The sequence below is a fragment of the uncultured Litoreibacter sp. genome, from assembly GCF_947487515.1.
GTDB lineage: Bacteria > Pseudomonadota > Alphaproteobacteria > Rhodobacterales > Rhodobacteraceae > Litoreibacter.
The window spans coordinates 524,579-549,783 of sequence record NZ_CANKWO010000002.1 but is presented as its reverse complement, the minus strand read 5'-3'; the positions used below and the strand labels follow the sequence as shown (position 1 = coordinate 549,783).

At 57.6% G+C, this 25,205-nt stretch carries 23 protein-coding genes; 11 read left to right on the top strand and 12 right to left on the bottom strand.

What is annotated here, in order from left to right; genetic code table 11:
- Positions 1 to 18 precede the first annotated feature (18 nt).
- Positions 19 to 846, top strand: a complete 828-nt coding sequence (dapD, locus tag Q0746_RS08325; protein WP_298259132.1) for a 2,3,4,5-tetrahydropyridine-2,6-dicarboxylate N-succinyltransferase — start codon at positions 19 to 21, stop codon at positions 844 to 846.
- Here dapD and Q0746_RS08320 read toward each other — a convergent pair.
- On the bottom strand, positions 843 to 1,889 hold the full coding sequence (locus Q0746_RS08320; protein ID WP_298259130.1) for a transporter substrate-binding domain-containing protein: 1,047 nt from the start codon (positions 1,887 to 1,889) through the stop codon (positions 843 to 845). The two genes, dapD and Q0746_RS08320, sit on opposite strands and share 4 nt — an antisense overlap.
- 116 nt (positions 1,890 to 2,005) lie before the next feature.
- Between Q0746_RS08320 and Q0746_RS08315 the strand changes: the two genes are divergently transcribed.
- Positions 2,006 to 2,338, top strand: a complete 333-nt coding sequence (locus Q0746_RS08315) for a hypothetical protein (protein WP_298259128.1) — start codon at positions 2,006 to 2,008, stop codon at positions 2,336 to 2,338.
- On the opposite strand, the gene Q0746_RS08310 is transcribed toward Q0746_RS08315, so the two are convergent.
- Complete coding sequence (locus Q0746_RS08310) at positions 2,335 to 2,982, bottom strand: Hint domain-containing protein (RefSeq protein ID WP_298259126.1); 648 nt, start codon at positions 2,980 to 2,982, stop codon at positions 2,335 to 2,337. The genes Q0746_RS08315 and Q0746_RS08310 overlap by 4 nt on opposite strands.
- Before the next feature lie 135 nt (positions 2,983 to 3,117).
- Positions 3,118 to 4,698, bottom strand: a complete 1,581-nt coding sequence (locus Q0746_RS08305; protein WP_298259124.1) for a Hint domain-containing protein — start codon at positions 4,696 to 4,698, stop codon at positions 3,118 to 3,120.
- Between the two features lie 299 nt (positions 4,699 to 4,997).
- Here Q0746_RS08305 and dapE point away from each other — a divergent pair, with 299 nt between their 5' ends.
- From dapE to Q0746_RS08270, 7 genes are all read left to right on the top strand, one after another.
- The gene (gene dapE, locus Q0746_RS08300; RefSeq protein ID WP_298259122.1) at positions 4,998 to 6,146 is read left to right on the top strand and encodes a succinyl-diaminopimelate desuccinylase; all 1,149 of its coding nucleotides are present in this window, start codon (positions 4,998 to 5,000) and stop codon (positions 6,144 to 6,146) included.
- Positions 6,139 to 6,711, top strand: a complete 573-nt coding sequence (locus Q0746_RS08295; RefSeq protein ID WP_298259120.1) for a TIGR04282 family arsenosugar biosynthesis glycosyltransferase — start codon at positions 6,139 to 6,141, stop codon at positions 6,709 to 6,711. Before dapE ends, Q0746_RS08295 begins: the two co-directional genes overlap by 8 nt.
- A 44-nt stretch (positions 6,712 to 6,755) precedes the next feature.
- On the top strand, positions 6,756 to 8,999 hold the full coding sequence (gene rnr, locus Q0746_RS08290; protein WP_298259118.1) for a ribonuclease R: 2,244 nt from the start codon (positions 6,756 to 6,758) through the stop codon (positions 8,997 to 8,999).
- Positions 9,000 to 9,063: 64 nt separating this feature from the next.
- The gene (locus Q0746_RS08285) at positions 9,064 to 10,392 is read left to right on the top strand and encodes a lytic murein transglycosylase (RefSeq protein ID WP_298259116.1); all 1,329 of its coding nucleotides are present in this window, start codon (positions 9,064 to 9,066) and stop codon (positions 10,390 to 10,392) included.
- A gap of 27 nt (positions 10,393 to 10,419) precedes the next feature.
- Complete coding sequence (locus Q0746_RS08280) at positions 10,420 to 11,274, top strand: SDR family oxidoreductase (RefSeq protein WP_298259114.1); 855 nt, start codon at positions 10,420 to 10,422, stop codon at positions 11,272 to 11,274.
- A gap of 206 nt (positions 11,275 to 11,480) precedes the next feature.
- A complete protein-coding gene (gene typA / locus Q0746_RS08275; protein WP_298259111.1) occupies positions 11,481 to 13,298 on the top strand; it encodes a translational GTPase TypA in 1,818 nt (605 codons plus the stop codon).
- A gap of 137 nt (positions 13,299 to 13,435) precedes the next feature.
- On the top strand, positions 13,436 to 14,056 hold the full coding sequence (locus tag Q0746_RS08270) for a hypothetical protein (RefSeq protein WP_298259109.1): 621 nt from the start codon (positions 13,436 to 13,438) through the stop codon (positions 14,054 to 14,056).
- A gap of 51 nt (positions 14,057 to 14,107) precedes the next feature.
- Here the strand turns inward: Q0746_RS08270 and Q0746_RS08265 are convergent, their stop codons facing one another.
- The 6 genes from Q0746_RS08265 to recQ all read right to left on the bottom strand — a co-directional run bounded on the left by Q0746_RS08265 (position 14,108) and on the right by recQ (position 20,323).
- On the bottom strand, positions 14,108 to 14,368 hold the full coding sequence (locus Q0746_RS08265) for a hypothetical protein (RefSeq protein ID WP_298259108.1): 261 nt from the start codon (positions 14,366 to 14,368) through the stop codon (positions 14,108 to 14,110).
- The gene (locus Q0746_RS08260) at positions 14,369 to 15,430 is read right to left on the bottom strand and encodes a hypothetical protein (protein WP_298259106.1); all 1,062 of its coding nucleotides are present in this window, start codon (positions 15,428 to 15,430) and stop codon (positions 14,369 to 14,371) included. It lies immediately after the preceding gene.
- Complete coding sequence (locus Q0746_RS08255) at positions 15,427 to 15,834, bottom strand: hypothetical protein (RefSeq protein ID WP_298259104.1); 408 nt, start codon at positions 15,832 to 15,834, stop codon at positions 15,427 to 15,429. The genes Q0746_RS08260 and Q0746_RS08255 overlap by 4 nt, the downstream gene beginning before the upstream one ends.
- 4 nt (positions 15,835 to 15,838) lie before the next feature.
- Positions 15,839 to 17,323 (bottom strand): FAD-binding oxidoreductase, encoded by a 1,485-nt coding sequence (locus Q0746_RS08250; RefSeq protein ID WP_298259102.1) that lies wholly within the window; start codon positions 17,321 to 17,323, stop codon positions 15,839 to 15,841.
- Positions 17,324 to 17,443: 120 nt separating this feature from the next.
- Positions 17,444 to 18,238, bottom strand: a complete 795-nt coding sequence (gene yaaA, locus Q0746_RS08245) for a peroxide stress protein YaaA (protein WP_298259100.1) — start codon at positions 18,236 to 18,238, stop codon at positions 17,444 to 17,446.
- A 45-nt stretch (positions 18,239 to 18,283) separates the two neighbouring features.
- On the bottom strand, positions 18,284 to 20,323 hold the full coding sequence (gene recQ / locus Q0746_RS08240) for a DNA helicase RecQ (RefSeq protein WP_298259715.1): 2,040 nt from the start codon (positions 20,321 to 20,323) through the stop codon (positions 18,284 to 18,286).
- 213 nt (positions 20,324 to 20,536) lie between these two features.
- Between recQ and Q0746_RS08235 the strand changes: the two genes are divergently transcribed.
- The gene (locus Q0746_RS08235) at positions 20,537 to 21,562 is read left to right on the top strand and encodes a TRAP transporter substrate-binding protein (protein ID WP_298259098.1); all 1,026 of its coding nucleotides are present in this window, start codon (positions 20,537 to 20,539) and stop codon (positions 21,560 to 21,562) included.
- Between the two features lie 54 nt (positions 21,563 to 21,616).
- On the opposite strand, the gene rsmD is transcribed toward Q0746_RS08235, so the two are convergent.
- Both rsmD and Q0746_RS08225 read right to left on the bottom strand, forming a co-directional pair.
- Complete coding sequence (rsmD, locus tag Q0746_RS08230; RefSeq protein WP_298259096.1) at positions 21,617 to 22,189, bottom strand: 16S rRNA (guanine(966)-N(2))-methyltransferase RsmD; 573 nt, start codon at positions 22,187 to 22,189, stop codon at positions 21,617 to 21,619.
- Complete coding sequence (locus tag Q0746_RS08225) at positions 22,186 to 23,388, bottom strand: FAD-dependent oxidoreductase (RefSeq protein WP_298259094.1); 1,203 nt, start codon at positions 23,386 to 23,388, stop codon at positions 22,186 to 22,188. The genes rsmD and Q0746_RS08225 overlap by 4 nt, the downstream gene beginning before the upstream one ends.
- A gap of 78 nt (positions 23,389 to 23,466) precedes the next feature.
- Between Q0746_RS08225 and Q0746_RS08220 the strand changes: the two genes are divergently transcribed.
- The gene (locus tag Q0746_RS08220) at positions 23,467 to 23,955 is read left to right on the top strand and encodes a peroxiredoxin (RefSeq protein WP_298259092.1); all 489 of its coding nucleotides are present in this window, start codon (positions 23,467 to 23,469) and stop codon (positions 23,953 to 23,955) included.
- 36 nt (positions 23,956 to 23,991) lie between these two features.
- On the opposite strand, the gene Q0746_RS08215 is transcribed toward Q0746_RS08220, so the two are convergent.
- Positions 23,992 to 25,176 carry a GNAT family N-acetyltransferase gene (locus tag Q0746_RS08215; protein ID WP_298259090.1) on the bottom strand — a complete coding sequence of 395 codons (1,185 nt, stop codon included), beginning with the start codon at positions 25,174 to 25,176 and terminating at the stop codon, positions 23,992 to 23,994.
- Positions 25,177 to 25,205 lie beyond the last annotated feature (29 nt).

Below are 25,205 nucleotides of genomic sequence, written 5' to 3'. Positions count from 1 at the left end.
ACGATTGAGGAAACCCACATGTCTAACGCTCAGCTAGAGACTGCTATCGAGGCCGCCTGGGAGGCGCGTGATACAATTACGCCTTCCACAACAGGGGAAACACGTGATGCCATTGAAGACACGCTGAATGCCTTAGACAGCGGCAAACTGCGCGTGGCCGAGAAGCAAGACGACGGTTCGTGGCATGTGAACCAATGGGCGAAGAAGGCCGTTCTGTTGGGATTCCGCATCAAAGACATGGAGCAACACGAAGGCGGCCCACAAGGCGCTGGCTGGTGGGATAAGGTCGACAGCAAGTTCAAAGGTTGGGGCGATGCAGAATGGAAGGCCGCAGGCTTTCGTGCCGTGCCAAACTGTGTCGTGCGCAAGTCTGCCTATATTGCGCCGGGTGTGGTGTTGATGCCGTCCTTTGTGAACCTTGGTGCGCATGTGGATGAAGGCACTATGGTCGACACATGGGCCACCGTCGGGTCTTGCGCCCAAATCGGCAAAAACGTGCATCTTTCTGGCGGCGTCGGCATTGGTGGCGTTTTGGAGCCGATGCAAGCGGGCCCAACCATCATCGAAGACAACTGCTTTATCGGGGCGCGCTCAGAAGTGGTTGAGGGCTGTATCGTACGCGAGGGCGCGGTTTTGGGCATGGGCGTATTTATTGGCCAGTCGACCAAGATCGTTGACCGCGAAACCGGCGAAGTGATGTACGGCGAAGTGCCGCCTTACTCGGTGGTTGTTGCGGGCTCCATGCCTTCCAAGAACGGCGTGAACCTGTATTGCGCGGTGATCGTGAAGCGCGTCGACGAGCGCACACGCTCCAAAACAGGTATCAACGAGTTGCTGCGCGACTAACGAGTTGAACCGAACCATTCTGCGCGAAGGCGGTCATAGGCACCGTTTTCGCGCAGTTTCAGAAGGCTCTGGTCGATTTGCTCGCGCAAGGGGCTGCCGGTGGGCAGGGCCATCGCGTAGTTTTCCGGCTTGAACGTGCGGTCGATAAGATGGGCTTTTCCGCGCCCGTCATGCGCAATGTAATAGGCCAAAATGGGTTTGTCGAAAACCACCGCGTCCAAAACGCCGTCTTCGAAGTCAGCCAAGATTCCTTCCAGAGTTTCATAGCCGGAATGCAATACTTCGCGGTCCGACAGAAAGGTGCTGGCGGTTGATCCCGCAATGGTTCCAACTTTCTTTCCTTCGAGGTCAGACAAGTTTTCGATGCTGTTTTGCAGCGCGTTCACAGTCATCGCAGCGGTGATTTTAGCCACAAACACCGACACCAAGAACAAAGAGCACACCACAAGCAGCACCGCGAAAAAGCGTCCGGGGCGTGAGTTGGGCATGCGTTCCTCGAAGCCGCCGTTGACCACAAGGTTCAATGCCCACCAAAAGGCGGGGAACATGACCTCGCGTGCGGGGCGGCTGAAGTATTCGGACCGACCGCGTTCAAACACCCACATCAACATGCCGCCACCGAAAAGCAGGGCGGCCGCCGCGAGGACCGCAAATCCAATGTCGCGCGTCACAAGTGCCGCCCATAGGGAGGTGCTGTTGTTGCTGTCGTGGATCATGATCTGCAAGCCGCTGTCGAATATGGGCTGGGTGAAATCCATGCGCACTTCGCGCTCGGCGGTGACTGAAATGTTGGAAATTGCACCATCGGCTGTCCCGTTGGTCAACATGTCGAGCATTCCGGAAAAGCTATCCGTGCGTACAATCTCGTAATCAATCCCGAGATCAGCGGCGACCATGTCCCACAGCTCCATCGAAAAACCGGTTGCTTGGCCATTATCCACAAAGGAAAACGGCGCTCGGCTTACTGTTGCGATTTTTACAGGGTCTTGTGCCCAAGTGGCGAAAGGCAGAAGAACAAGCAGAACGGTTAGAAGTGCGCGCATTATCGAGCTTTCTTGAAGATACCGAATTAGATGCACCAGCATCACGTATGATTGCAAGTGGCTTGACTCCTTACCTTGATTGAGAGACCGAGGGCGCACAGAAAAAGAGGCATGTTGTGGTCAAGGAAAAGTCGAAACATCAAGTGTATACGCTGCTCATTGAAGTGGGCCGCAAAGAGGATGACGGGCTCCCCGAGCACGCATCGGGTGCAGCGCTGATGTGCTATGCGAGTGGTGTGGATGAAGCAGAGGCGGTGCGTGAAACAGTTGCGCTGATGAAGCAAGCGGGATTGGCACCTTTGGATGTGACGGGCTACGGGTCTCTCAATGACCGCATTGCCGAAGGTCATGACATCGAAGATGAGGAACGCGCCTTGATGCAACGCGCGTTGGACGAGAATTCGGTCGTAGTGGCGCAAACCACCGCATTTTATGAAGGTGACGACTAGTTCGCGAAACCGGTGCGGTATTCGCCGGCAAAGCAGCGCGCTTCTTCAACGCTCAGAACACGGCCCTGTGTCGCCCCGTCTTTGTAGAGTGCGGATACGGCGCATCGCCCCACTGCGACAGCTTCAGGCGTGTCGAGTTGCAATTGATACATCCGGTCGGAAGAGCGCGTTTCATAGTGACCCACTTTGCGACCATCGTTCAAAGCCCACACGGGAACGATGACAGTTTCCTCACCGAACAGATATTCGGCGATATCTGAAGTGACGACGATTTTTTGATCTGGCGCGAAGACCACATCATGGGTCAGCCCGAAGTAAGGCGCGCGGATAAGGAAGGAATTGCGCGGTGCATTCGTGCTCAGAACATGGCGGACCTGCGCCTGACGGCCCTGCGCGTCCATGACCACGTCCCCAATCGAAAGCTCGTCAATGCGGCGCACCCCGTCAGGAGTTGTGATACGCGTGCTTGCCATCATACCGGTATTCGCCGGCGCCTGAGGGACTTCATTGATGTTAGAGAACGCGGTTTTGACACCTGCGTCATATGCGTCGCGGCCATTCGCCTGCAGCGCGATCGTTTCGGACATTTCGTCTTGGCCCAACAGAGCCGTCTGCCCACCTATTTCAAAGCTGATATGTTTCATTACCTATTACCCCACACACAACCAAACTGGTCTTTGGATGCTCTAGGAGTACGGGCACTCCACGCCGAAAGCATGGAAGGTCCGTGATCATTCCGAGGAATAACCATGGCATTGTTGCCATATTTGGGGGTAATTCTAAGCCGCATAGCCTTGGGACATCAGAAGTTGGGCCTCATAGCCCTTGAGTTCCGTGCGTGCTGCTGTGCCATATCCATATCCGGTCATGGGATCAATCTCGGGGAAAATAGTGCAGATTTCGTGAATAACCTCATGATCGAAGCTTTGCAGGGATTGCGGACCGGGAAGGAAGCTTTCGGTCGCCAGCCGTTCCGAGAACACCACCTGATGTTTATCAAAGAGGATGTGAACATAGGTGACCTCGGGCTGCGAAGTATCGCGGCGCACGGTTTGGTCATTTACCAAGTCCTTGGCTGCAACCAACACTTCTTCCGACCCGAAGAGGATCTCGGCCATTTCGTCGGAAATGAGCACGCGGTGTTGTGGTGACACGGACAGGGTGTCGTGATCCCCGAATGCGCCTGCCTCAATCCGGATCGGGGCCAAGGTGCCGGTTGCCTCGACCTTGCGTGACCCGATCCAGCGAACCGGCTGGGCGCCATCGTCTTTGGTCATGACCAGATCGCCAGGTTCCAAAAGTTGCACCTGTCTTGGCCCAGAAGGCGTCTGAACCATGGTGCCTGCCACAAAGCAAGGGATCGTGTTGACGGTGACAAAGGCCGTATCGGACACACCAGCGGCGTTTTCGGCGGTGTAGGTGAAACTGATTTCTTCGACGTCGAGGTCGTTTTGATACCCGAATGTGCCATCCGCGTTCAGGGTCACCTGCGCGCCGGTGGCCAAGGTGACGGTGCTGCCGACCGTGACCGACTGCCCGTTAATATGTGTGATCGTCAGCGTGCCGCCGCTGCCCTCAACGTCATTGGCAAGGACATCGAGCGTTGGCGTGCCGTTTTGCACCACATCATAGGCATCGTCATAGGCCAAGACGTCGCTTTGGATCGAGCCGCCGGCAATTAGCAAATTACTATCGTAGTTGCTATCGGCCACATCTGCGATCCCGATGCGAATGGAATTCACCACACCCGGGTTCACGTTTAGCGTTAAGGTCAAGGTGACCGTAAAGCCGTCCATTTCCGTGTTGTAGTCGTCGGTTGTGTTGTCTTGGTACAGGTTGACGTTGTTGGTGGCATTGACGTTGCCGATGTCAGAGTCGCCATCCCCTACCGCCAAGGACACAGGTGCACCATTGACCCAGACCCCCACGAGGTCATTGTAGATGGAGTTCACGAACTCGGGATATTCCTCGGAGGAATAGATGAACTGCAACGACAAGGTGTCGCCATCAGGGATGAAGTCAACGCTTAGGATTGAGGCGTCATAGGTTCTAGCACCCGCCAAAGCGTTGAACTGCGCGTCATTGTTTATACCGGGTGTATTTGTAGAAGCGTTGGTGTTCTGGTTCGATTGCCCGTTTGAGTTGGTAAAATGGGATGCGCGCCCCGTGGACAAAATGACGCCAGAGTCACTTGGGGTTGCCCCCGGAGCTACGCTGTCACCGTTGGTGTAGATGCCAGACGATTGCGACCATCCAGAATAGGATGCGCCGACCACGGTTGCCCCGTTGCCGAAAATCTCATTGGCCATCTGCACCGCAGACGCACTTTCATCGATCGGAAGTTCCGATGCTGCAACCATTACTGCCTCCGTTCCCGAAGATCAGGCAAGCGTATACACAGGAGGGAAGCCGGTTCCCTCAAAATAGTCGCAACTCGGTAATCAAAACGCTCGAGCGGCCCTTTTGCGGACCGCGTACCCTGCCTCGGGCTTAATATTGTTAACTAATTGTTAACGTGGGACCTAACTTCGGGGGAAGGTATTTTTGGGTTTTGCCTTGTTTTCACCGGCATTTAGCCACGTTTTCAAATGGCCTGTTGCGATTGCGCCTCACCTAGGCGGCGGGGTAGAAGGTGACCAACACAGTATTGGAGCGCACCATGACCAAACCCATTGATCCTGTTGACCTGACGGCAAAACTGGTGCGCTGCGCCTCTGTTACGCCTGTAGAGGGAGGGGCGCTTACGATTTTGGCAGAGCTGCTCGGGGCCGCCGGATTTGACTGCACCCGCGTGGATCGTGGCGAGGTTTCCAACCTATATGCCCGTTGGGGCGACAAGGGGCATGGCCGCAGTTTCGGCTTCAATGGCCACACGGATGTGGTGCCTGTGGGCGACGCGGCCGCATGGAGCGTGGACCCCTTCGGGGCCGAGATAAAGGATGGCTACCTCTATGGTCGTGGCTCGACGGATATGAAATCCGGCGTGGCCGCCTTTGCCGCCGCCGCCGTGGATTTTGTGACCAACACCCCGCCTGATGGCGCAGTGATCATGGCGATCACGGGCGACGAGGAAGGTGTGGCGATTGATGGCACTGTGGCGCTTTTGGACTGGATGGACGCGCAGGGCGAGGCGATGACCGCCTGCCTTGTGGGCGAGCCGACCTGCCCCAACGAGATGGGGGAGATGATGAAAATTGGCCGCCGCGGATCGATGACCGCCTATTTCACCGTCAAGGGCGTGCAAGGCCACGCGGCCTACCCACACCGCGCGTTAAACCCCGTGCCGGTGATGGCGCGGCTGGTGGATCGCTTGGCCAGCCATGTGTTGGACGAAGGCACGGACCACTTCGACGCCTCGACCTTGGCGGTGGTCACCATTGATACGGGCAATGGCGCAAACAACGTGATCCCAGCGGAATGCAAAGCGACGGTGAACATCCGGTTCAATGACGACCACACCTCGGACAGCTTGATTGCGTGGCTGCGCGGGGAAGCGGACAAAATCGCCACCGAGAGCGGGGCGACGGTTGAAATGGTCACCCAAGTGTCGGGCGAAAGCTTCGTGACGCCACCGGGTGAATTGTCGGCCTTGGTTGCAGCCAGCGTTGAGGCCGAGACGGGCGTTGTGCCGGAGATGTCGACCTCGGGCGGGACCTCGGACGCGCGGTTTGTGAAGAACCACTGCCCCGTGGTGGAGTTTGGCCTTGTGGGCAAAACCATGCATCAAGTGGACGAGCGCGTGATGGTGGAGCAAGTGCATCAGTTGAAAAACATCTACACACGAATTCTACAGGACTACTTTGCGTAAAACTCTGGTTGTCATGGTGAAAGAGCCGCATCCAGGTCGTGTTAAAACGCGGCTGGGGCGGGATCTGGGGTTGGTCGGGGCTGCGTGGTGGTTCCGGCATCAAACGCGCGCGCTTTTGCGGCGGCTGCGCGATCCGCGCTGGGATTTGGTGCTGGCCGTGTCGCCGGATGCGGAAGGTTTGACCTCTCGGGTATGGCCTGTTGATCTACCGCGCTGGGCGCAGGGGAAGGGCGATCTGGGGGACCGGATGGGGGCCGCCTTTGAGGCCATGCCGGATGGACCGGTGTGCATTATAGGCGCGGATATTCCTGACGTGACCCGCCCGCGTATTGCCGAGGCCTTTGCCGAATTGGGGCGCAGTGAAGCGGTGTTTGGGCCTGCTCCGGACGGTGGTTATTGGTTGGTTGGCTTGAAACGGATGCGTCGCCACGCTGGCCTGTTCCGACATGTGCGCTGGTCAACTGAACATGCCTTGGCGGATAGCGTCGCCTCCCTTGGGGATGCGCGTGTGGGATATATTGCCGAGCTGCGTGACGTGGATACAGTTGCGGATTTACCCAGCTAAAACGAACCCATGACGCCGCGCGCAGGGCGTGCTAGGCGGGGGGCATGAAAAACCTTCCCACCAAAGCCGACATTCTGACATTCATTCAGGATAACCCGACCAAAACCAACAAGCGTGACATCGCCAAAGCCTTCGGGATCAAAGGCGCTGCGCGGATTGACTTGAAGCGGATGCTCAAGGAACTGCAGGGTGAAGGGCATCTGGAAAAGCGTCGCAAGACTTCCCGCGAGGATGGGTCTTTGCCGCCGGTATCCGTGTGCCGTGTTCTGGCGCCGGACGCGGATGGGGATTTGTTTTTGGAACCGGTTGAGGCGGGCGACACCCCGCCGCGCGTTTTGTTCATTGCCAAGAAGGGTGACGTGGGTTTGGCCGAGGGCGAGCGCGTCCTCTGCCGACTCACCAAAGTTACCGGCGAGGACTACGCCTATGAAGCCCGCCTGATCCGCCGGATCGCGGGAAGCCCTGACCGAATTTTGGGCATTTTCCGAAGTGGCGCCGAGGGCGGCCGAGTGACGCCTATCGACAAGGGCGAAGGCAAGGAATGGCGGGTGCCTGCGGGGGCCGTATCCGGCGCGAAAGACGGCGAATTGGTCGAGGCGGAACAGACGGGGCCACGGTCGCGAATGGGGCTGCCCTCGGCCAGAATCATTGCGCGTTTGGGGGACCCAAACGGCCCGCGTGCAGTGTCGCTGATTGCCATTCATCAGCACGGCATCCCTGACGCGTTTCCTGACGACGTTGTCGCCGAAGCCGAGGCTGCAAAGCCCGTGGAGCTGGGCAAACGCGAAGACTTGCGCGACTTGCCGTTGGTGACGATTGATCCCAGCGATGCGCGCGACCATGATGACGCCTGCTACGCCCATGCGGATGATGATCCGGCCAACAAAGGCGGGCATGTGGTTTGGGTGGCGATTGCCGATGTGGCGCATTATGTGCAGCCTGGATCGAAGCTGGATGTCGAAGCCCGCAAGCGCGGGAACTCGACCTATTTCCCTGACCGTGTGGTGCCGATGTTGCCCGATGCGCTATCGGGTGACCTGTGCTCGCTTCACGAAGGGGTCGAACGCCCGTGCATGGCCGTGCGCATGGTGCTGGATGCCGATGGCGCGAAGATTTCGCACCGGTTTACACGCGGATTGATGCGGTCCCCTGCGGCGCTGAACTACGAAGAAGTTCAAGAAGGCCAAGACGGCAAACCGAACGACAAGGTTGCCCCTTTGATGAAGGATGTGATCGCACCACTGTTCGACGCCTATGAGGCGCTGAAAGCCGCCCGTGAGCGTCGTCAACCGCTGGAGCTGGACCTGCCCGAACGCAAGATCATGATGGATGACGCGGGCAAAGTGACGTCTGTGGCGTTTCGTGATCGGCTGGATGCCCACAAGTTGATCGAAGAATTCATGGTGTTGGCGAATGTCTGCGCTGCCGAGGAGTTGAAGGCCCGCAACACGCCGCTTTTGTACCGCGTGCACGAGGAACCTTCCCCCGAGAAGTTGGATAACCTGCGCGAAGTTGTGCAAGCCAGCGGGCTGACTTTGGCCAAAGGGCAAGTCTTGCAAACGCGGCACCTGAACCGGTTGTTGGAACAGGCAGCAGGGACGGATCAGGCAGAGCTGATCAACATCTCGGCGTTGCGATCCATGACACAAGCCTACTATGGCCCGCAGAATTTCGGCCATTTTGGTCTGGCGTTGCGCGACTATGCGCATTTCACCTCGCCCATTCGGCGCTATGCGGATTTGATCGTGCACCGCGCGCTGATTTCGGCGCATCAGTTTGGCGACGATGGTTTGGTCGATGATGATCTGAAATCCACGGGCGAGCATATTTCCACCACCGAGCGCCGCTCGATGGTGGCGGAGCGCGATACCACCGACCGCTATCTGGCGGCCTATCTGGCAGATCGGGTTGGCACCGAAATGGAGGGCCGCGTCAGCGGGATCGCCAAGTTCGGGATGTTTGTGAAGCTGGATGAATCCGGTGCTGACGGATTGATTCCAATCGGCACGTTGGGCCGCGAATATTTCGAGTATGACCGCGATGCGCAAACCCTGCGCGGAGAGAAATCCGGTGTGGTCATTGGCCTTGGCGCGCGGGTTCTTGCGCGGCTTGCCGAGGCGACGCCGGTGACCGGCGGATTGGTGCTGGAATTGCTGGAGCTGAACGGGAAACCCTTGCCACAAACGGGCGGACGCGGTCGCAAGGGGCCACCCAAGGGGCGCAAGACCGGCAAGTATAAGGCCAAAGGGGCCAAGCTGAAGAAGAAGTTGAAGCGCAAGCGGACGTAGCTTTGCACGGATACCAATCCGCGATAGACTGACACCAATTACAGAACACGAGCAGGTGTCCCAGATGAGATTTTTAAGTGTAGCTGCAGCCGTTTTCGCGGCTCAGGGTGCGTGGGCGTCGGAACGCCCGCTGGTTAGGCCGGAAGGTGCCGCACCGATTGTGCAAGCGGCGTTGGCTATTCCTGCGAACAGCTTGGCCGTCGGGCGCTCGCTTCGGCCGCAACAACGCGCCACTCGTCCGGCAACCGCTGCGCCGGTGGTATTGGCGGCTTCGAACGCAGGCTTTCAAACATGGGTGAAAACCTTCCGCCCGCGTGCTTTGGCGCAGGGTATTTCGGGTGCAACTTTTGATCGGGCCTTTGCGGGGGTGCGGTATGATGCGGATGTGATCAAGCGCGATCGCAATCAATCAGAGTTCACCAAAACGCTGTGGGACTATCTTGATAGTGCAGCCAGCAATGCGCGGATTTCCAACGGCAAAAAGGCCATCGCCAAGCATCGTGCAGTCTTGGACAAGATCGAGGCGCGCTACGGCGTCGACAAGGAAGTTGTGGCCGCTGTTTGGGGACTAGAAAGCGCTTACGGCACGTTCAAAGGCTCGAATGATTTGATCGGCTCCTTGGGCTCGCTGGCCTATGACGCGCGGCGCAGCGCCTTCTTCGAGCAGCAGCTGATTGCAGCGCTTGAAATTCTGCAGTCAGGCGATGTGGCCCCTCGTGGCATGACTGGATCATGGGCGGGCGCAATGGGGCATACGCAGTTTATGCCAACGTCATACCTTGAGTACGCCGTGGATTTCACCCGAGACGGAAAGCGCGACATTTGGGGAAGCGACCCGACCGACGCCCTTGCCTCTACGGCGAATTACCTTGCGAAATTTGGCTGGGTAAAGGGCCAACCGTGGGGCGTAGAAGTGCGCGTTCCAAGCGGGTTCGACTACAGTTTGGCCGACCGAAAAATTCTGAAATCCCCTGCGCAATGGGGCGCGTTGGGTTTCAAAGACATGAACGGGAAAATGGTTCCAAACCACGGCAAAGCGTCAATTCTGCTGCCTGCGGGGGCCAAGGGGGCGGCCTTCATGATCTTCAAGAATTTCGAGGTGATCGAGCGCTATAACACCGCCGACGCCTATGTCATTGGGGTTGGGCATTTGTCAGACCGGTTGAAGGGCAAACCCGCCATTCAGTCCACGTGGCCCCGTGGCGACCGCGCCCTTAAATTTGCCGAGCGCAAAGAGATGCAGCGTCTGTTGACGGCCAAAGGTTTTGACACCAAGAAGATCGACGGAAAGATCGGGCCGCTCACGATAGAGGCGGTGCGCGGATTTCAACGCTCTATCGGGCTGGTGCCGGATGGATACGCAAATTTAGAGATTTTGAAACGGCTGAGATAGTCGTCGCCAATTTGAAAGAGAAAGCTCATGTCTAAAGTTATTTTGATCACCGGCACATCCACAGGTTTGGGTGTAAGCATTGCCGTGCAGGCCGCGCAGGCGGGCCACGAGGTTTATGCGACCATGCGCAACTTGGATAAACGCGCAACCCTTGATGCAGCGGCAGACGCGGCGGGAGTGACGCTCAATGTGTTGCCTCTTGATGTGCAAGACAGCGCAACAATCAACGCTGCGGTGGAAGAGGTCATCGCCAAATCGGGTAGAATTGATGTTCTCATAAATAACGCAGGCGCGGGCTTTGTGCGGTCGACCGAACAGGCGACTGAGGAAGACATTCAATGGGTTATGGATGTGAACTACATGGGCGTCGTGCGCTGCACCAAAGCGGTGATGCCACATATGCGCAAACAGCGCTCTGGCCATGTGCTGACGGTGTCGTCAGTGGGCGGCTTGGTCGGGCAGCCGTTCAACGAGATTTACTGCGGCGCGAAATTTGGTGTCGAGGGCTATATGGAGTCAATGGCGTCCTATATCACCCCCAGCTTTGGCATTCACTTCTGTGTGGTTGAGCCAGGTGGCATTCAATCGGAATTCGCAGCCAGTGTTTTGAAGCAAGTCGAGCAAAGCGGCGGAATGCTGGACGACGAATATTTGCCGATTTTGCAAAAATACATCGGCGGAGCTCAGAGCCGTCAAAACGAAGGTATCTATCAAACCAGCGATGAAGTTGCGGCTGTGGTTATGGAATGCGTTAACTCCGACACCCCACCTATCCGCAAAAGAACATCGGATTGGGCCGAAGCGTTTTGCGGATTGAAAACGGATCTGGACCCAGACGGTCAGAAACTTCAAGCGCAGGTAGTGAAGCAGTTTTTGAGCTAAGACAGCCCATCGACGACCGCCGCGACGACACTTGCAGCCGCGAGTGACGCCGCGGCGCGGGCAAGGGCAAGAAATTGCTTTCTCGCCACCCGAAGGCCAAATCACCGCATAAAACGTCTCTTATTGCCGCGTCGCCGCGAATAGGCTGGCTTTTGTAGGACGAGTGCGTTAGGTCGCGCGCAAACACTCCTTACAAGGTTAGTCTAATGGACCTTCGCAATATTGCGATTATCGCTCACGTTGACCACGGCAAAACGACGCTTGTGGATGAAATGCTTAAACAATCTGGCTCGTTCCGCGAGAATCAGGCCGTGGCCGAACGCGCCATGGACAGTAATGATCTGGAGCGCGAACGCGGGATCACGATTCTTGCCAAAGCGACCTCGGTTGAATGGAAAGGCGTTCGCCTGAACATCGTCGACACCCCCGGTCACGCCGATTTCGGCGGCGAGGTAGAGCGCATCTTGTCCATGGTGGACGGCGTGGTTCTGTTGGTGGATGCGGCCGAAGGCCCGATGCCACAAACCAAATTCGTGACTTCGAAAGCGCTGGCTTTGGGCCTGCGCCCGATTGTTGTGGTTAACAAGGTCGACAAAGGCGATGCGGAACCTGACCGCGCGCTGGACGAATGCTTTGACCTATTCGCAAGCCTTGATGCCACAGACGAGCAGCTGGACTTCCCGTCCATGTATGCGTCCGGCCGCTCTGGTTGGGCCGACATGGAATTGGACGGTCCGCGCAAAGACTTGTCCGCACTGATGGACCTGATCGTAGAGCACGTAGAGGCGCCAAAGCAGATCGAGAAGCGCGACGAGCCGTTCTCCATGCTGGCGACGACACTGGGTTCCGACCCGTTCATTGGCCGCCTTCTGACTGGCCGTGTTGAAACCGGTACGCTGAAAGTTGGCGAAACGGTTAAGGCCTTGTCGCGCGATGGCACCAAGATCGAGCAGTTCCGCGCCACCAAAATTCTGGCATCGCGCGGCCTGACGCAAGAAGCCATCGACGTGGCTGAAGCCGGCGACATCGTCTCGCTTGCAGGCATGACCAAAGCAACCGTGGCCGACACTTTGTGCGCCGTGGATGTGGACGACGCGATCCCTGCACAGCCAATTGACCCGCCAACCATCACAGTGACCTTCGGCATCAATGACAGCCCGCTGGCTGGCAAAGACGGCAAGAAGGTGCAGTCGCGTGTTATCCGTGACCGCCTGATGAAAGAAGCCGAATCCAACGTCGCCATCAAGATCACCGACACCCCGGGTGGTGACGCCTTTGAGGTTGCCGGTCGCGGCGAATTGCAGATGGGCGTTTTGATCGAGAACATGCGCCGCGAAGGGTTCGAGCTTTCGATCTCTCGTCCGCAGGTTCTGTTCCAAGACATCGACGGCGTGCGTCACGAGCCTATCGAGGAAGTCACCATCGACGTGGATGACGAATACTCCGGCGTGGTGATTGAGAAGCTGACAGGCACCCGTAAGGGCGACCTGACTGAAATGAAAGCCGCCGGTGCCGGCAAGACCCGCATCATCGCGCATGTGCCGTCCCGCGGCCTGATCGGTTACCACGGTGAATTCCTGACGGACACGCGCGGCACGGGTGTTTTGAACCGCGTGTTCCAAGAATGGGCACCGCATAAAGGCGACATCCCAGGCCGTCGCGCTGGTGTTCTGATCTCCATGGAAAGCGGCGTTGCCGTGGCCTATGCGATCTTCAACCTTGAGGACCGCGGCAAGTTCTTCATCGGCAGCCAGGAAGCGGTGTACCAAGGCATGATCATCGGCGAGCACTCGCGCGAAAACGATCTGGAAGTAAACCCGCTGAAAGGGAAGAAACTGACCAACGTGCGTGCCTCGGGTACGGATGAAGCGGTTCGTTTGACAACGCCGGTGCGCATGTCGCTGGAAGAGGCGATTGCCTACATCGACAACGACGAGTTGGTGGAAGTGACCCCGAACGCCATCCGTCTGCGCAAACGTCACCTTGACCCGCATGAGCGCAAGCGCGCGTCGCGCTCGGCCTAATGTGCCGCCGATAGAATGAAGCAAGGCCTCGGCAGCAATGTCGGGGCCTTTTTCATGCGACACCGAGGGAAAGCGCGTCTTTCCAAAAGGGGCGATATCGGGCAAGTTGCCAGCAATTGGTATTTGGAGTTTCCCTGATGTTTTTACGCAAGCTTGCCGTTGTTTTGATCCTGCCATTGTCCGCCTGTCTGGATGTAGAAACGGACGTGAAAATTGGTGAGGACGAGGTGATCACCACCGCCACCACAATGACCTTGGGGCGCCAATTGTTCGACATGGTACAGGCGATGGGACCGCAAGCAGGTGCGCTTTGCCCCGCAGACTCCGTGCGGGTGGAGTCGCCAGAAACTGTATCGTGCAAGATCAACGAAACACTGACCGTAGATGAGGCCATTGCCGAAGCGGCCGCCGCCAAGTCCGAAGACCCGTTTCTAGGCGAGATGGAACTGGTGCGGCTGGACGAAGAACGCCTGAAGATATCCGTGCCACTGGACTTCGAGAAGATCGAGGGGATGCCTGCGGAGCTATCTACGGACAATCCGATGTTCTCTTTGATTGCGGACGGGTTGGCGGAATCCGAGATTGTCGTGCGTCTGCGTGCGCTAGAAATCGAAAGCACCAACGGTGCGGTTTCCGACGATGGTACCACCGTTGAACTGGTGATCCCGACATTGGAAATCTTGCAACCGTCCGGCACATTGCCCGAGACGTTTGACGCGGTCGTGAAGTACCGCAGTTGCGGTCTTTTCGGCTGCTGACGGTATTTGAGTATTTGTAACCAAATGGAGACTAGGATTTGCCCAGATCCTTTAGCCTTGGAAGTTGAGGCAGGTCTTTTTACGCGCGGGCAGCACCAGTTTGGCACCGTTTTGATATAGATTGCGGACATAGTTCGGGTCATCACTGCGCAGGATCAGCAGGCCAGGCGCACTTCCCACAATCGCCACGTTCGCTGGTATTCTGGTTCCTTTGGGCACGGCTGCGGTGGCTATTGTTCCCGTCAGCATCGCACCAAGAGCCAGCGCGAACCAAACGGCGACAAGGGTGCATATGATCAAGATGTGCCGCATCTAGTAGTCGTAGATATGTTCTAGCCCGCTGAGTTTTAGCAGCGGGTACAGACTGTGAAGCTGATCTACTTTCAATGTGATTAGAACGCGAGTTTTGTCGTAGGTTCCGGGACGCTTGGTGACCGACAAGATGTTTATGTTATCTGGCAATATGGGGTTGGGCCGTGATTGCAGGCTAACAAGGATGTCGTCATTGCCCGCGATTTCCACGATGCGGGCTTCGCTGTCGCGCGACAAGATAATCATGTTTTCAACAAGTCTGGTGAAGGTCCTATAGCGCGGCACCTCTGCGATGATGGTATCGCCTTCGGTGCGAATGATTGTGACTTTGGGGAAGCTTTCTAGATAGGCTGGCGTTGCACCTTGGATGGCTATGCGCATCGTCAATTCGTCTTTGCCGACCGCCCCCGCGGCCTTCTCGATGAGGCGGGCATAGGCCGCTTTGGCCTTCCATTCGATGCCTAGGGCGATGCGGCGCTCAAAGGATCTGACGCCTTGTGTGGGGGCAGCCATAAGTTTGGCGTACCAGCCGTCAAAGTCGTATTTGTACCACGGAACCTCTTGCAGGAAGGTGGCATAGTCGTCGGCCATGGCGGCCTCTACCTTGTCTTGCGGAGAGGTGTCGGAGGTCCAAGACGCCATGCGGCCTATGGTTTCTTCATAGGCAGCCTTGAACAGCATCTCGAGCGTAAAGCTGGCCCCGATTGTGTAGATCGTCAGCTTGGCATCTGTCCCAGCTTCGCCCAATTCATCGGCTTTCTCCGTAAGGGCGCATAGCGACGTCCAGAAGCCGGTGATGGCTTGGCTGTAGGGAAAGTTGTGGGGATCAGCGCGCTTCAATACCTCGGCGTAGCCTTCATAGGCGTAGACAATGTGCCACTCGGGATAGGTGAGGTAGGTTCGCGCCTCCGCTCGCTGCCATGCGGGGTCGGTGATGTATTTCGCCTCGGCCTGCTCCAGCGGCGTGCCACGGCACATGGTTTCCGTGTAGGCGATCGGGGCGGCGATCAGCAGGATCAATGCCCCCAGCATCAGCCCCAGCCATTTGAGCAGCCGCTTCACTTGCGCCCCAAATAGGTTGCGACAAGAGCGAAGCCGCCCAAAAAGAGATGCGGGATATTGGCGGCGAGTTTGATCGCGAAACTTGAGTATTCATAGAAGCCATAGATCAAGATCCCTGCGTCTAGGAAGCCTGATCCTGTGGCGAGGCCGAGCAAACCATCCGCAAAGTAGAGCGCACCGAAATAGGTCAGGAAAACGCGGCTGGCCCGATGCGAGATCAACGCGGCAGCAAGCGCCCAAAGCGCAGAGGCCACATGCAACAGATCGTCGAACACATCCAAAGCGAAGATGCCGAAAGCGTAGCCTTGGTCGTCGATGATGCCGTCGATGGGCAGGTAATTCAGCGAGGCGGCAATCAGCAGCGAGACGAAGTAGCCAAAGGTGATCAGGCGCAAAATGGTCATGGTATCAGCCCCTTGCCATATAGGTGTCCCACATCGCGTGGCGGAACAGGTTAGTCGGATCCATGGCGCGTTTCTTGGCGATGAACGGACGCAGGCCCGGGTAGGCTTTGACCATCTGGTCTTGGCGCGCATGCAACCGGTAGGGCAGGTAGTAACTGCCGCCCAGATCCAGCGTGCGATCGATCAACTCTTGCGTCATGCGTTTCATGTCTTCCTCACCGCGGTGGGTCTTTTCTTGCGAGAACAGCATAACACAGGCGATCCGGTCCGCTGGCGCATAGCTTAACCAGCTTTCACTATCTCGCGCGACATAGCGCAGGGTGATGTTGAGCAGCTCTTGATAGCTGGAAGGGATCACTTCGCGGCAGGCGCTGATCCAGCCCGCGAATTTTTCAGGCGCAATGAAGTATTCATGCAGAATGTCGGTTCGGGTGTTATCGCGGTCATCTAGGGTGACCACTGGCTCGTTCAGAAGCGTGTTTCGTGTGGTGTCGCCGCTGCCGACCCAAGGCCCGAGGCCTGTTTCAAACCACCAACGACGGTGCTTGGCGCTATCGGAGCCAAGTTGCGCACGAAAAATGGACCGAGACGCCTTGGACATAAAACCAGAACCCGGTGCGGGCGGCAGATCGCTTTGATCTTGGCTGGGACGATAGGTGACCATCATGGCCTGCTCGAAGAAGCGATCCTTGCTGACGTCTAGGCGTCCGTAGGCCATTTGCACGCCGGTTTTCCCTTTGATGGCCTGCACAAAGCGCGGGCCAAACATCTCGGCGTCCATCTTTTCGAACGTAGGCTGCAGGCGGGTGTTGGCGACCATTCTGACTGTCATGTCCGTGATGACGCCCAGCAGCCCGTACCCCCCCATTGCGGCAAAGAAGATGTCGGCGTTCTCTTCGCGCGAGCAGGTAATATGAGACCCGTCCGCCAGCATCATTCGCAAGCTTACGACGGTCGACCCCATGCCAGAAAAGGGCACCGGCCAGCCATGAGCATTAACGCAATAGGTCGCGGCCACGCCAAAGTCATTGTTGGATTGCATGACGGCGGGGGAATATCCTTCAGCGTCGAGTTTAGCGATGATGGTTGACCACCGCGTGCCAGCGCCACAGCGATAGGTCAGCGCGGTTTTGTCCAGCTCCAGCCATTCGTCGTTCATGGTGATGGTCGTGCCGGAAACGGCCATGCTTTGCCCGCCCATGGAATGCCGCGCAGCCGAGGCAATCATCGCGCGGCCAGATCGCTTGGCGTCCAACAGTTCAGCCCGCAAGGCTTCGATTTGGGGGGCCTCGAAGCGGTCGGTCAGGATCAGATGTTTGGCGACGCGGGTAGGTGACAGTTCGGAGGCGTCGTTCAAGATCAACGGGTCGCTTGTCGGGGCATCGAGAACGCGTCCCGCAGGGTCCGGAGTGGTGTAATATTTGCGGGTTGCATAGGCACCAACCAAGGCCCCTGTGCCGAGCAAAAATGCGCGTCTGGTGTTGCTCATCGTCTTGTCCTCTGCCCCCGATTGCTTCGTTTCCCGTCTATGTACCTGTGAATGGTGCGCGGGATTTGTAAGGGCTGAGGGCAGATTAAGCGGATTCTACGCGCTTGGCAAAAGCCGGCGTTAAGATGCCTTCTTCAAGGCCTCAAAAGCAGCTTCTGTGCGCAAGAAAACAGGACGGTTTGGTGTCGATTGTTCGGCTTGATACGCATAGCCGCCGGTGTCGAAATCGCGGATCTGATCGGGTTTGGTCAGGCGGTTTTGAATGATAAAGCGCGCCATCGCCCCGCGCGCTTGCTTGGCGTAGAAGCTGACAATCTTGGGGCCGGTTGGCTTGTCCTCGTAGAACTGCGGAGTGACCACATTGAGGGTCAATGCGTCGGGCTTCACCGCGCCAAAATACTCCTGACTGGCACAATTGACGAGCGTGTCGGTTTGCTGGTCTTTGGCCTGCGCATTCAGCGCCTCGCTGATGGTACTGCCCCAATAGTCATACAAAGATTTGCCGCGTGCAGTTTTCAGCCGGCTGCCCATCTCCAGCCTGTAAGCTTGGATCGCGTCGAGTGGTTTGAGAAGCCCGTAAAGCCCCGACAAAATGCGCAAGTGATCTTGGGCGAAGGTTACCTCGTCTGCGTCAAGGCTCTTGGCCTCCAGACCCGTGTAGGTGTCACCTGCGAAGATATACATTGCGGCTTTGGCGTTCTCGGGGGTGCTGGCGTCCTGAAACGCGTGAAAGCGGTCGCGGTTCAGGGTCGCGAGGTTCTCGGAGATATGCATCAGCTTGCGCAAGTCATCCACTGACAGGTCACGCGCCACCTTTGCCAATATGTTCGCATCAGCCTGAAACTCCGGCAGGGTCGGAGTGACGTTCACGGCGGTCATATCCAGTTTCTTGGCGGGCGAAATTACGGTCAGCATAGGGGGGCTCCTTTGACGTTCAATGTAGCCGCCTGCGCCGTGGCCTCAAGAGGCTTTCAGCACATTTAGAAAGGCCTCACCAAAACGTTCAGCACGGCGGTCGCCAAGAAGGCGCGCCATGGAATTGCTGTCGCTTGGTTTGGTCTCAGCCACCTTGGCGATCAAAGACGCCGAGCAGCTCAGCGGTTTGTCGTAGCCTTCGGCGCCGCGAGACAGATTGGCTTGGACCTCCAGAAGTTGATCATAGAGCGCCCCGCTGTCGCGACCGGCCAGCTTGCGGCGGGTTGGGTGCAGCTCGGGAGAGGGTGCACCATTGATAACTTCCAAAAAGGCCGCGCCAAAGCTTTCCAACTTTTTGGCCCCAACGCCGGAAATGCGGGCGAATTCATCCAAGGTGGACGGCCGTGTTTCGGCCATCTCGATCAGGGTTTTGTCGTTGAAAATCACATAAGCTGGCGCGCGGGCGGCTTCTGCGAAGGCGCGGCGCTTGGCCTTGAGGGCGGATAGCAGCGGCGCATCCTCATCCGAGACCAGCGTTTTGACCGCGGGGCGGTTCGCGCCCTTGCGGATGGTATCCTTGCGCAGGGTAATCGTGGCCTCGTCCCGCAGAATAGGCCGCGCGTCTTGGGTCATGCGGAAGGCGCCGTGGCGGCTTGGGTCGGGGCGGATCAGGTCGCGGCCCATCATTTGGCGAAACACAGCCTGCCAGCCCCGTTTGTCGTATTCACCGCCAATTCCGAAAGTGGGCAATTCATCGTGCCCGCGGGCTTTCACCTTGTCGGTGGAATTGCCCAGTAGAATGTCGATCAAGTGTCCTGCACCAAAATACTCACCGGTGCGCAGGATGGCTGACAAAGCTTTGCGCACAGCGACAGTGCCGTCGAATGTTTCGGGGGCCTTTTCGCAAAGATCGCAATTCCCGCAAGTGACGTCGGTGTCGCCAAAGTATTCCAACAATGGTTTTCGGCGGCATTCCAACGCTTCGGCCAAGCCAAGCAACGCATTGAGGCGGGCATGATCGGCGGCTTTGCGATCGTCGGGAGCGAGGCCTTCGTCGATTTGCTGGCGGCGGTAGCGAATATCGTCGGGACCATAGAGTGTCAGCGTATCCGCAGGGGTGCCATCGCGGCCAGCGCGGCCGATTTCCTGATAGTAGCTTTCGACGGATTTGGGCAGATCGGCGTGGGCGACCCAGCGAATGTCAGGTTTGTCGACGCCCATGCCAAAGGCCACAGTGGCCACAACCACAAGGCCATCTTCTTGGGAGAAGCGCCGCTCCACCTCGCGGCGGTCCTCGGCGTCCATGCCGCCGTGATAGTGACAGGCGGAATGGCCCGCATCGCGCAGGGCTTGCGACAAGGTTTCGGTTTTGGCACGCGTGCCGCAATAGACGATGCCGGACTGACCCTTGCGGGCATTCGCGAAGTCCAGAATTTGGCGACGCGGGCCGTCTTTGACCTCGAATGCGAGATTCAGGTTCGGGCGATCGAAGCCTTGCATGAAGGTTTCGGGTTGTTGCCCGTCAAACAACCGCGTGACGATCTCGTCGCGGGTTTCAGCATCCGCGGTGGCGGTGAACGCGGCCAGTGGAACATCCAGCGCGCGGCGCAACTCGCCAATACGCAGATAGTCGGGCCGGAAGTCATGACCCCATTGGCTGACGCAATGCGCCTCATCCACCGCAATCAAGGAACAGCGGGCGCGGCTCAGCATGTCGCGGGTTCCAGAGGAAGCAAGGCGCTCTGGCGCGATATAGAGCAGCTTGAGCGCGTTATTGTGCAGGGCTTCGAAGACTTGATCGGTCTCTTCTTCGGTGTTGCCGGAGGTCAGCGCACCTGCTTGCACCCCTGCTGCCCGAAGGGACCGTACCTGATCGCGCATCAGCGCAATCAAAGGAGATATGACGACGGTTAGCCCGTCTCGCGCAAGGGCAGGGAGTTGAAAACAAAGCGATTTCCCACCCCCAGTTGGCATGATCGCAAGGGTGTTTTTACCTGCGCAGACTGCATCTACGATTTCGCGTTGACCGGTGCGGAACTCATCGAATCCGAAGATATCTGCCAGCAGAATTTGCGGGTCATTCATAAAGTTCATGCCTATTTTGGTCTTTTGCTCGATTTTCAATGAATCTTCCATATTTCACAGGCGCAAACAATCCCTTCCCTTGCCGACTTGGGCTCCATTGTTGCGAATGACTTGCAACTAGGCCGAGCAGTACTTACATACCAGCCACGATGAGGTTAAAGCCACGCAGAGGTTAACGCCTCACTACCGTACTTATTAAAAGGAGGTCCTTGGATGACCTTTCTAAAGACTACGACTTTTGCGCTTTTCACAATGGCGAGCGCATCAACCGCTTTGGCTCAAGAAGTGACACTACGTTTCCAGCACTTCGTCTCGCCAAAGTCGGCGAACCCTACTTATTTCATGCAGCCATGGGCCGAGAAAATCGAAAAGGATTCCGGCGGACGCATCAAGGTGGAGCTTTATCCCTTCATGCAACTTGGCGGCAAAGCCCCCAACCAATATGACCTGATCCGCGACGGCGCGGTCGATGGTGGTTGGGTGATCCCAGGCTATCAGCCTGGCCGTTTCCCTGAAGCCGAGGCCATGGAGCTGCCCTTCATGACCACCAAATCCGGCGAGGCGGCTTCCGTCGCCGCGTGGAAATTTACCCAAAAATACCTGATGGATGACTTCAAAGACGTGCAAGTGATCGCAGCCCACATGCACGGCCCCGGACTGGTGCACAAGAAAGGCCCATCCGTCAAATCCGTGGAAGACTTCGAAGGCTTGAAGCTTCGCGGCCCATCACGTGCAGCCACTTTGCTGTTGGACAAGCTGGGCGCCACACCGATTGGCATGCCAGTTCCCGCCTTCCCTGAAGCACTGTCCAAAGGCGTTGTGGATGGCGGCGTGATCACTTGGGAAATGTCCCCGTCCCTGAAACTGGACGAATTGACCGACAGCCATACAGATGTGGCGGGCGACAAGGCCTTGTACAACCTGTATTTCATCTGGGCGATGAACAAGGCCAAATACGACAGCATGCCTGCTGATCTGCAAGCGGTGATCGATGCCAACTCTGGCGAATTCGCATCCGCTTGGGCTGGGCGCGCCCATGACGAGGGTGACGTGGTTGGCAAACAGGTGATGACGGCTGACGGCAACGAGATCGGTGTTTTGTCGGCGGATGAGACAGCACGTATCATGGCGCTGGGCGAGGAAGTCACCGCCGAATGGATCGCAGAGGCCACTGACAAAGGATTGGCTGGCGCAGCTTTGGTGGAAGACGCCAAGGCGTTCGTGGCCGAAGGTCAGTAGAGACCTTAGCTGATGCAAAGCAATCGACCGCCCTACAAGTTGGGGCGGTCTTTTTTATGCGGAGTTTTCGCTGAGCTCTAGAAACGTAATATGGGTTGATCCGTATTTCTTGCTTTCCAGAACATCGAACCCCTCTGGTGCGGATTGCGGCGCCTCTTCTTCCCACACGACAAGCGCGTTTTCTGCGATCCACCCTTGTTTCATTGCGCAGGTTAAGGCCTTTGCCCCTAATTCTTTGCCGTAGGGCGGGTCAAGAAACACCAAATCAAATGGCTCATACGGGTTGTCAGGCAACCGCGTGGCGTCCCACGTCAAGGCATTGGTCACCTCGCCGGCGCGTAGTTTGGCGATGTTCTTGGACAAAATCTTATACCCCGCGCGCCCCTTCTCGATGAAGCACACTTGCTTGGCGCCGCGCGACAAGGCCTCCAGCCCCAACGCCCCTGTCCCTGCAAACAGGTCAAGCACCCGTGCCCCTTCCAACGGGTCACCAAAGCGACCACCGGCCAGCACATTGAACAGGCTTTCGCGGATGCGGTCGGTCGTGGGGCGCAGGTGCCCCGCCTCGTCGCCCTTGCCGACAGACGTCAAGGCCACAGAGCGATGGATGCCGCCGATGATCCTCACTTAAGCAGAGCTTTCATGTCGGTGTCAGGGTTGGTCACCAAAGCAGCTGACGGGCTTTTGCCCGCTGCAATCAGGCGCTTGGCGATCATGAAGTTTCGGGGATCATTCATCGCATCAACTGCCAGTAGCTTGTCGCCTTGGTAATACCAGTAAGACACCGTGTCTTCGGTCTGGCGTACAGCGACTTTGTCATATCCGGTGTTGAGGCCCGCAATTTGCAGCTTCACGTCATATTGATCCGACCAGAACCACGGCATTGGCACGTAATCCTTGTTGGCCCCCATGATGTTTTCGGCAACCAGCTCGGCTTGGTCGATGGCGTTTTGCACGGACTCCAGACGGATACGCCCGCCTTGCCAAGGGAAGGATGCACAATCGCCGGCGGCCCAAATATTAGGATCAGAAGTGCGGCCTTGGGCGTCGGTCTCGATACCGTTGTTGATGGTCAAGCCCGCCTCTTTTGCTAATGCGTCGCCAGGCGTGATGCCGACACCGACGATGACCAGATCAACCTCCAACTCGCTACCGTCGGTGAGGCGTGCGCCGGTGACATTGCTTTCGCCCAACAGGCGATCAAGGCCAATCCCCTCACGAATATCGACGCCGTGGTCCGCATGTAGCTGACGAAAATAGCCGGAGGTTTCCGGCGCAGCGACGCGCTGCAAGATGCGGTCGGCCATTTCGATTACCGTGACCTTCAAGCCCATTTTGGATGCCACCGCCGCGGCCTCCAGCCCGATGTAGCCACCACCCACGATCAAAGCGTGTTTTCCAGGCGCCATGTCGGCCCCCATGGCATCCACATCATCAAGGCTGCGCACAACATGAACCCCGTGCAATGCGCCACCGATGCTTGCGGGCAGGTGGCGGGGGTTTGATCCGGTGGTCAGGGCCAGTTGGTCGTAGGCCACGGTTTCACCAGCAATGCTGATGGTCTTGGCCGCAGCGTTGATTGCTGTCACCGGCGCACCAAGGCGCAGGGTGATGTTCTGGTCGGTGTAGAATTGCTCGGGGCGAAGGAACAACCGTTCTTTGTCCATTTCCCCCAATAGATACGCTTTGGACAACGGGGGCCGTTGATAGGGTGGCACGGCTTCGGCACCGATTAGGGTGATGTCCCCGTCAAAGCCCGAGTTCCGCAACTTGGCGGTCAGTGACGATCCAGCCTGTCCTGCACCAATCACGATTATGTGGCTCATCCGAGGCCCCTCTTCTGGTCTAGCGTTTGAAGTGAACCTATATGTATCGGGAACCATAACTCAATCAGGGAAAACGACATGGCGATATCTACTGGCGACTCACTGCCCGACGTAAATCTTATTCGGCTTGGGGCCGAGGGGCCTGAGGCGGTTTCGCTGTCCAGCCTGACCAAAGGCCGCAAGGTCGTGATCTTTGCCGTGCCTGGCGCATTTACCCCAACGTGCTCTTCTGCGCATGTGCCAAGCTTCATACGCACAAAGGGTGATTTTGACGCCAAAGGGGTCGACGAAATTATCTGCGTCTCGGTCAATGATCCCTTCGTGATGAAGGCTTGGGGAGAGAACACCGGAGCCACCGAGGCAGGCCTCTCTATGCTGGCCGATGCTGGGTCCGAGTTCACCAAAGCCATTGGCATGGATTTTGATGCCCCGCCCGCAGGCTTGCTTGCGCGGTCCAAGCGCTATGCGATGTATGCCGAAGACGGTGTGGTCAAGGTATTGCAGGAAGAAGAGGCTCCGGGCGTATGTGAAGTATCGGGTGGCGAAGCCCTGCTTGGCAGCTTGTAAAACAAAGGGGCCCTGCCAAATTGGCGGGGCCTGTTGTTATGGGTCTAGGGCGCTATCGCCTCGTTTGAACGGCCCGTATTCGGTCAGCACCTCGATGTCTTCGTCGACGGCCCTGCGTTCCGCATCAAGGAACTGCTGCACTGCGGTGCGAAAGCCTTCATCGGCGATCCAATGCAGCGAATGTGTGGCCACTGGCAGGTAACCTCGCGCCAGTTTATGAGCCCCTTGCGCACCGGCCTCCACACGGGTCAGGCCGTGGGCAATCGCCCATTCGATGGCTTGGTAGTAACATAGCTCAAAATGCAGGCAGGGGTGGTCTTCCAAACAGCCCCAATAGCGGCCAAAAAGCGTATCGCGCCCGATGAAGTTCAACGCCCCCGCGATATAGTGCCCGTCGCGTTCCGCCAGCAGCAGCAACATGTCATCCCGCATGGTTTCCTGCGCCTCGGCAAAGAAGTCACGCGTCAGATAAGGAGTGCCCCATTTGCGCGCGCCCGTATCTTGGTAGAAGCGCCAGAAGGCGTCCCAATGCTCTGGCTGGATCTGGTCGCCGGTTAACGCGTGAATGCTGCCGCCAAAACGAGCAGCCTGCGCACGTTCGCGGCGAATGTTTTTGCGTTTGCGCGCCGATAGGGAGGCGAGGAAATCGTCGAAATTTGCATAGCCGTCCGAGACCCAATGAAACTGCTGGCTGATCCGAGGTAACAGGCCCATCTGTGCGCCAGCGTCGGACTCGGCTTCGGTGCAAAAGGTGATGTGCAGCGACGACAGGTGGTTTTGCGAGGCAAGCTGAACAGCCCCTTGAACCAACGCAGATTGGGCCAGCGCCGCGTGGTCCGACTTTACTAAAAGCCTTCGTCCCGTGGCAGGGGTGTGCGGCACTGCGAGTTGCAGCTTCGGGTAGTAGTCACCGCCCGCGCGCTCAAAAGCTTGCGCCCAATTGTGATCGAAAATGTACTCACCTTGCGAATGGTTCTTTGCGAACAGCGGGGCGGTTCCAATCAATGTGCCATTAAGCCGTGCAAGCAAATACTGCGGTTGCCAGCCTGTGCCCACGCCCACCGAACCAGAGCGTTCCAGCGCCATTAGAAACCTGTGAGTGGTGAATGGATCAACGGGTCTGCCGTCTATGGCTTCGGGGCAGGCGCAGGCATCCCAATCCACAGCGTCGACGTGGGTCAGGCTGGGAATAACGCTGATTTCTACCTGTTCGTCGCTCATGATGGCGGTCCCGTCTTGTCTTTGTCTAA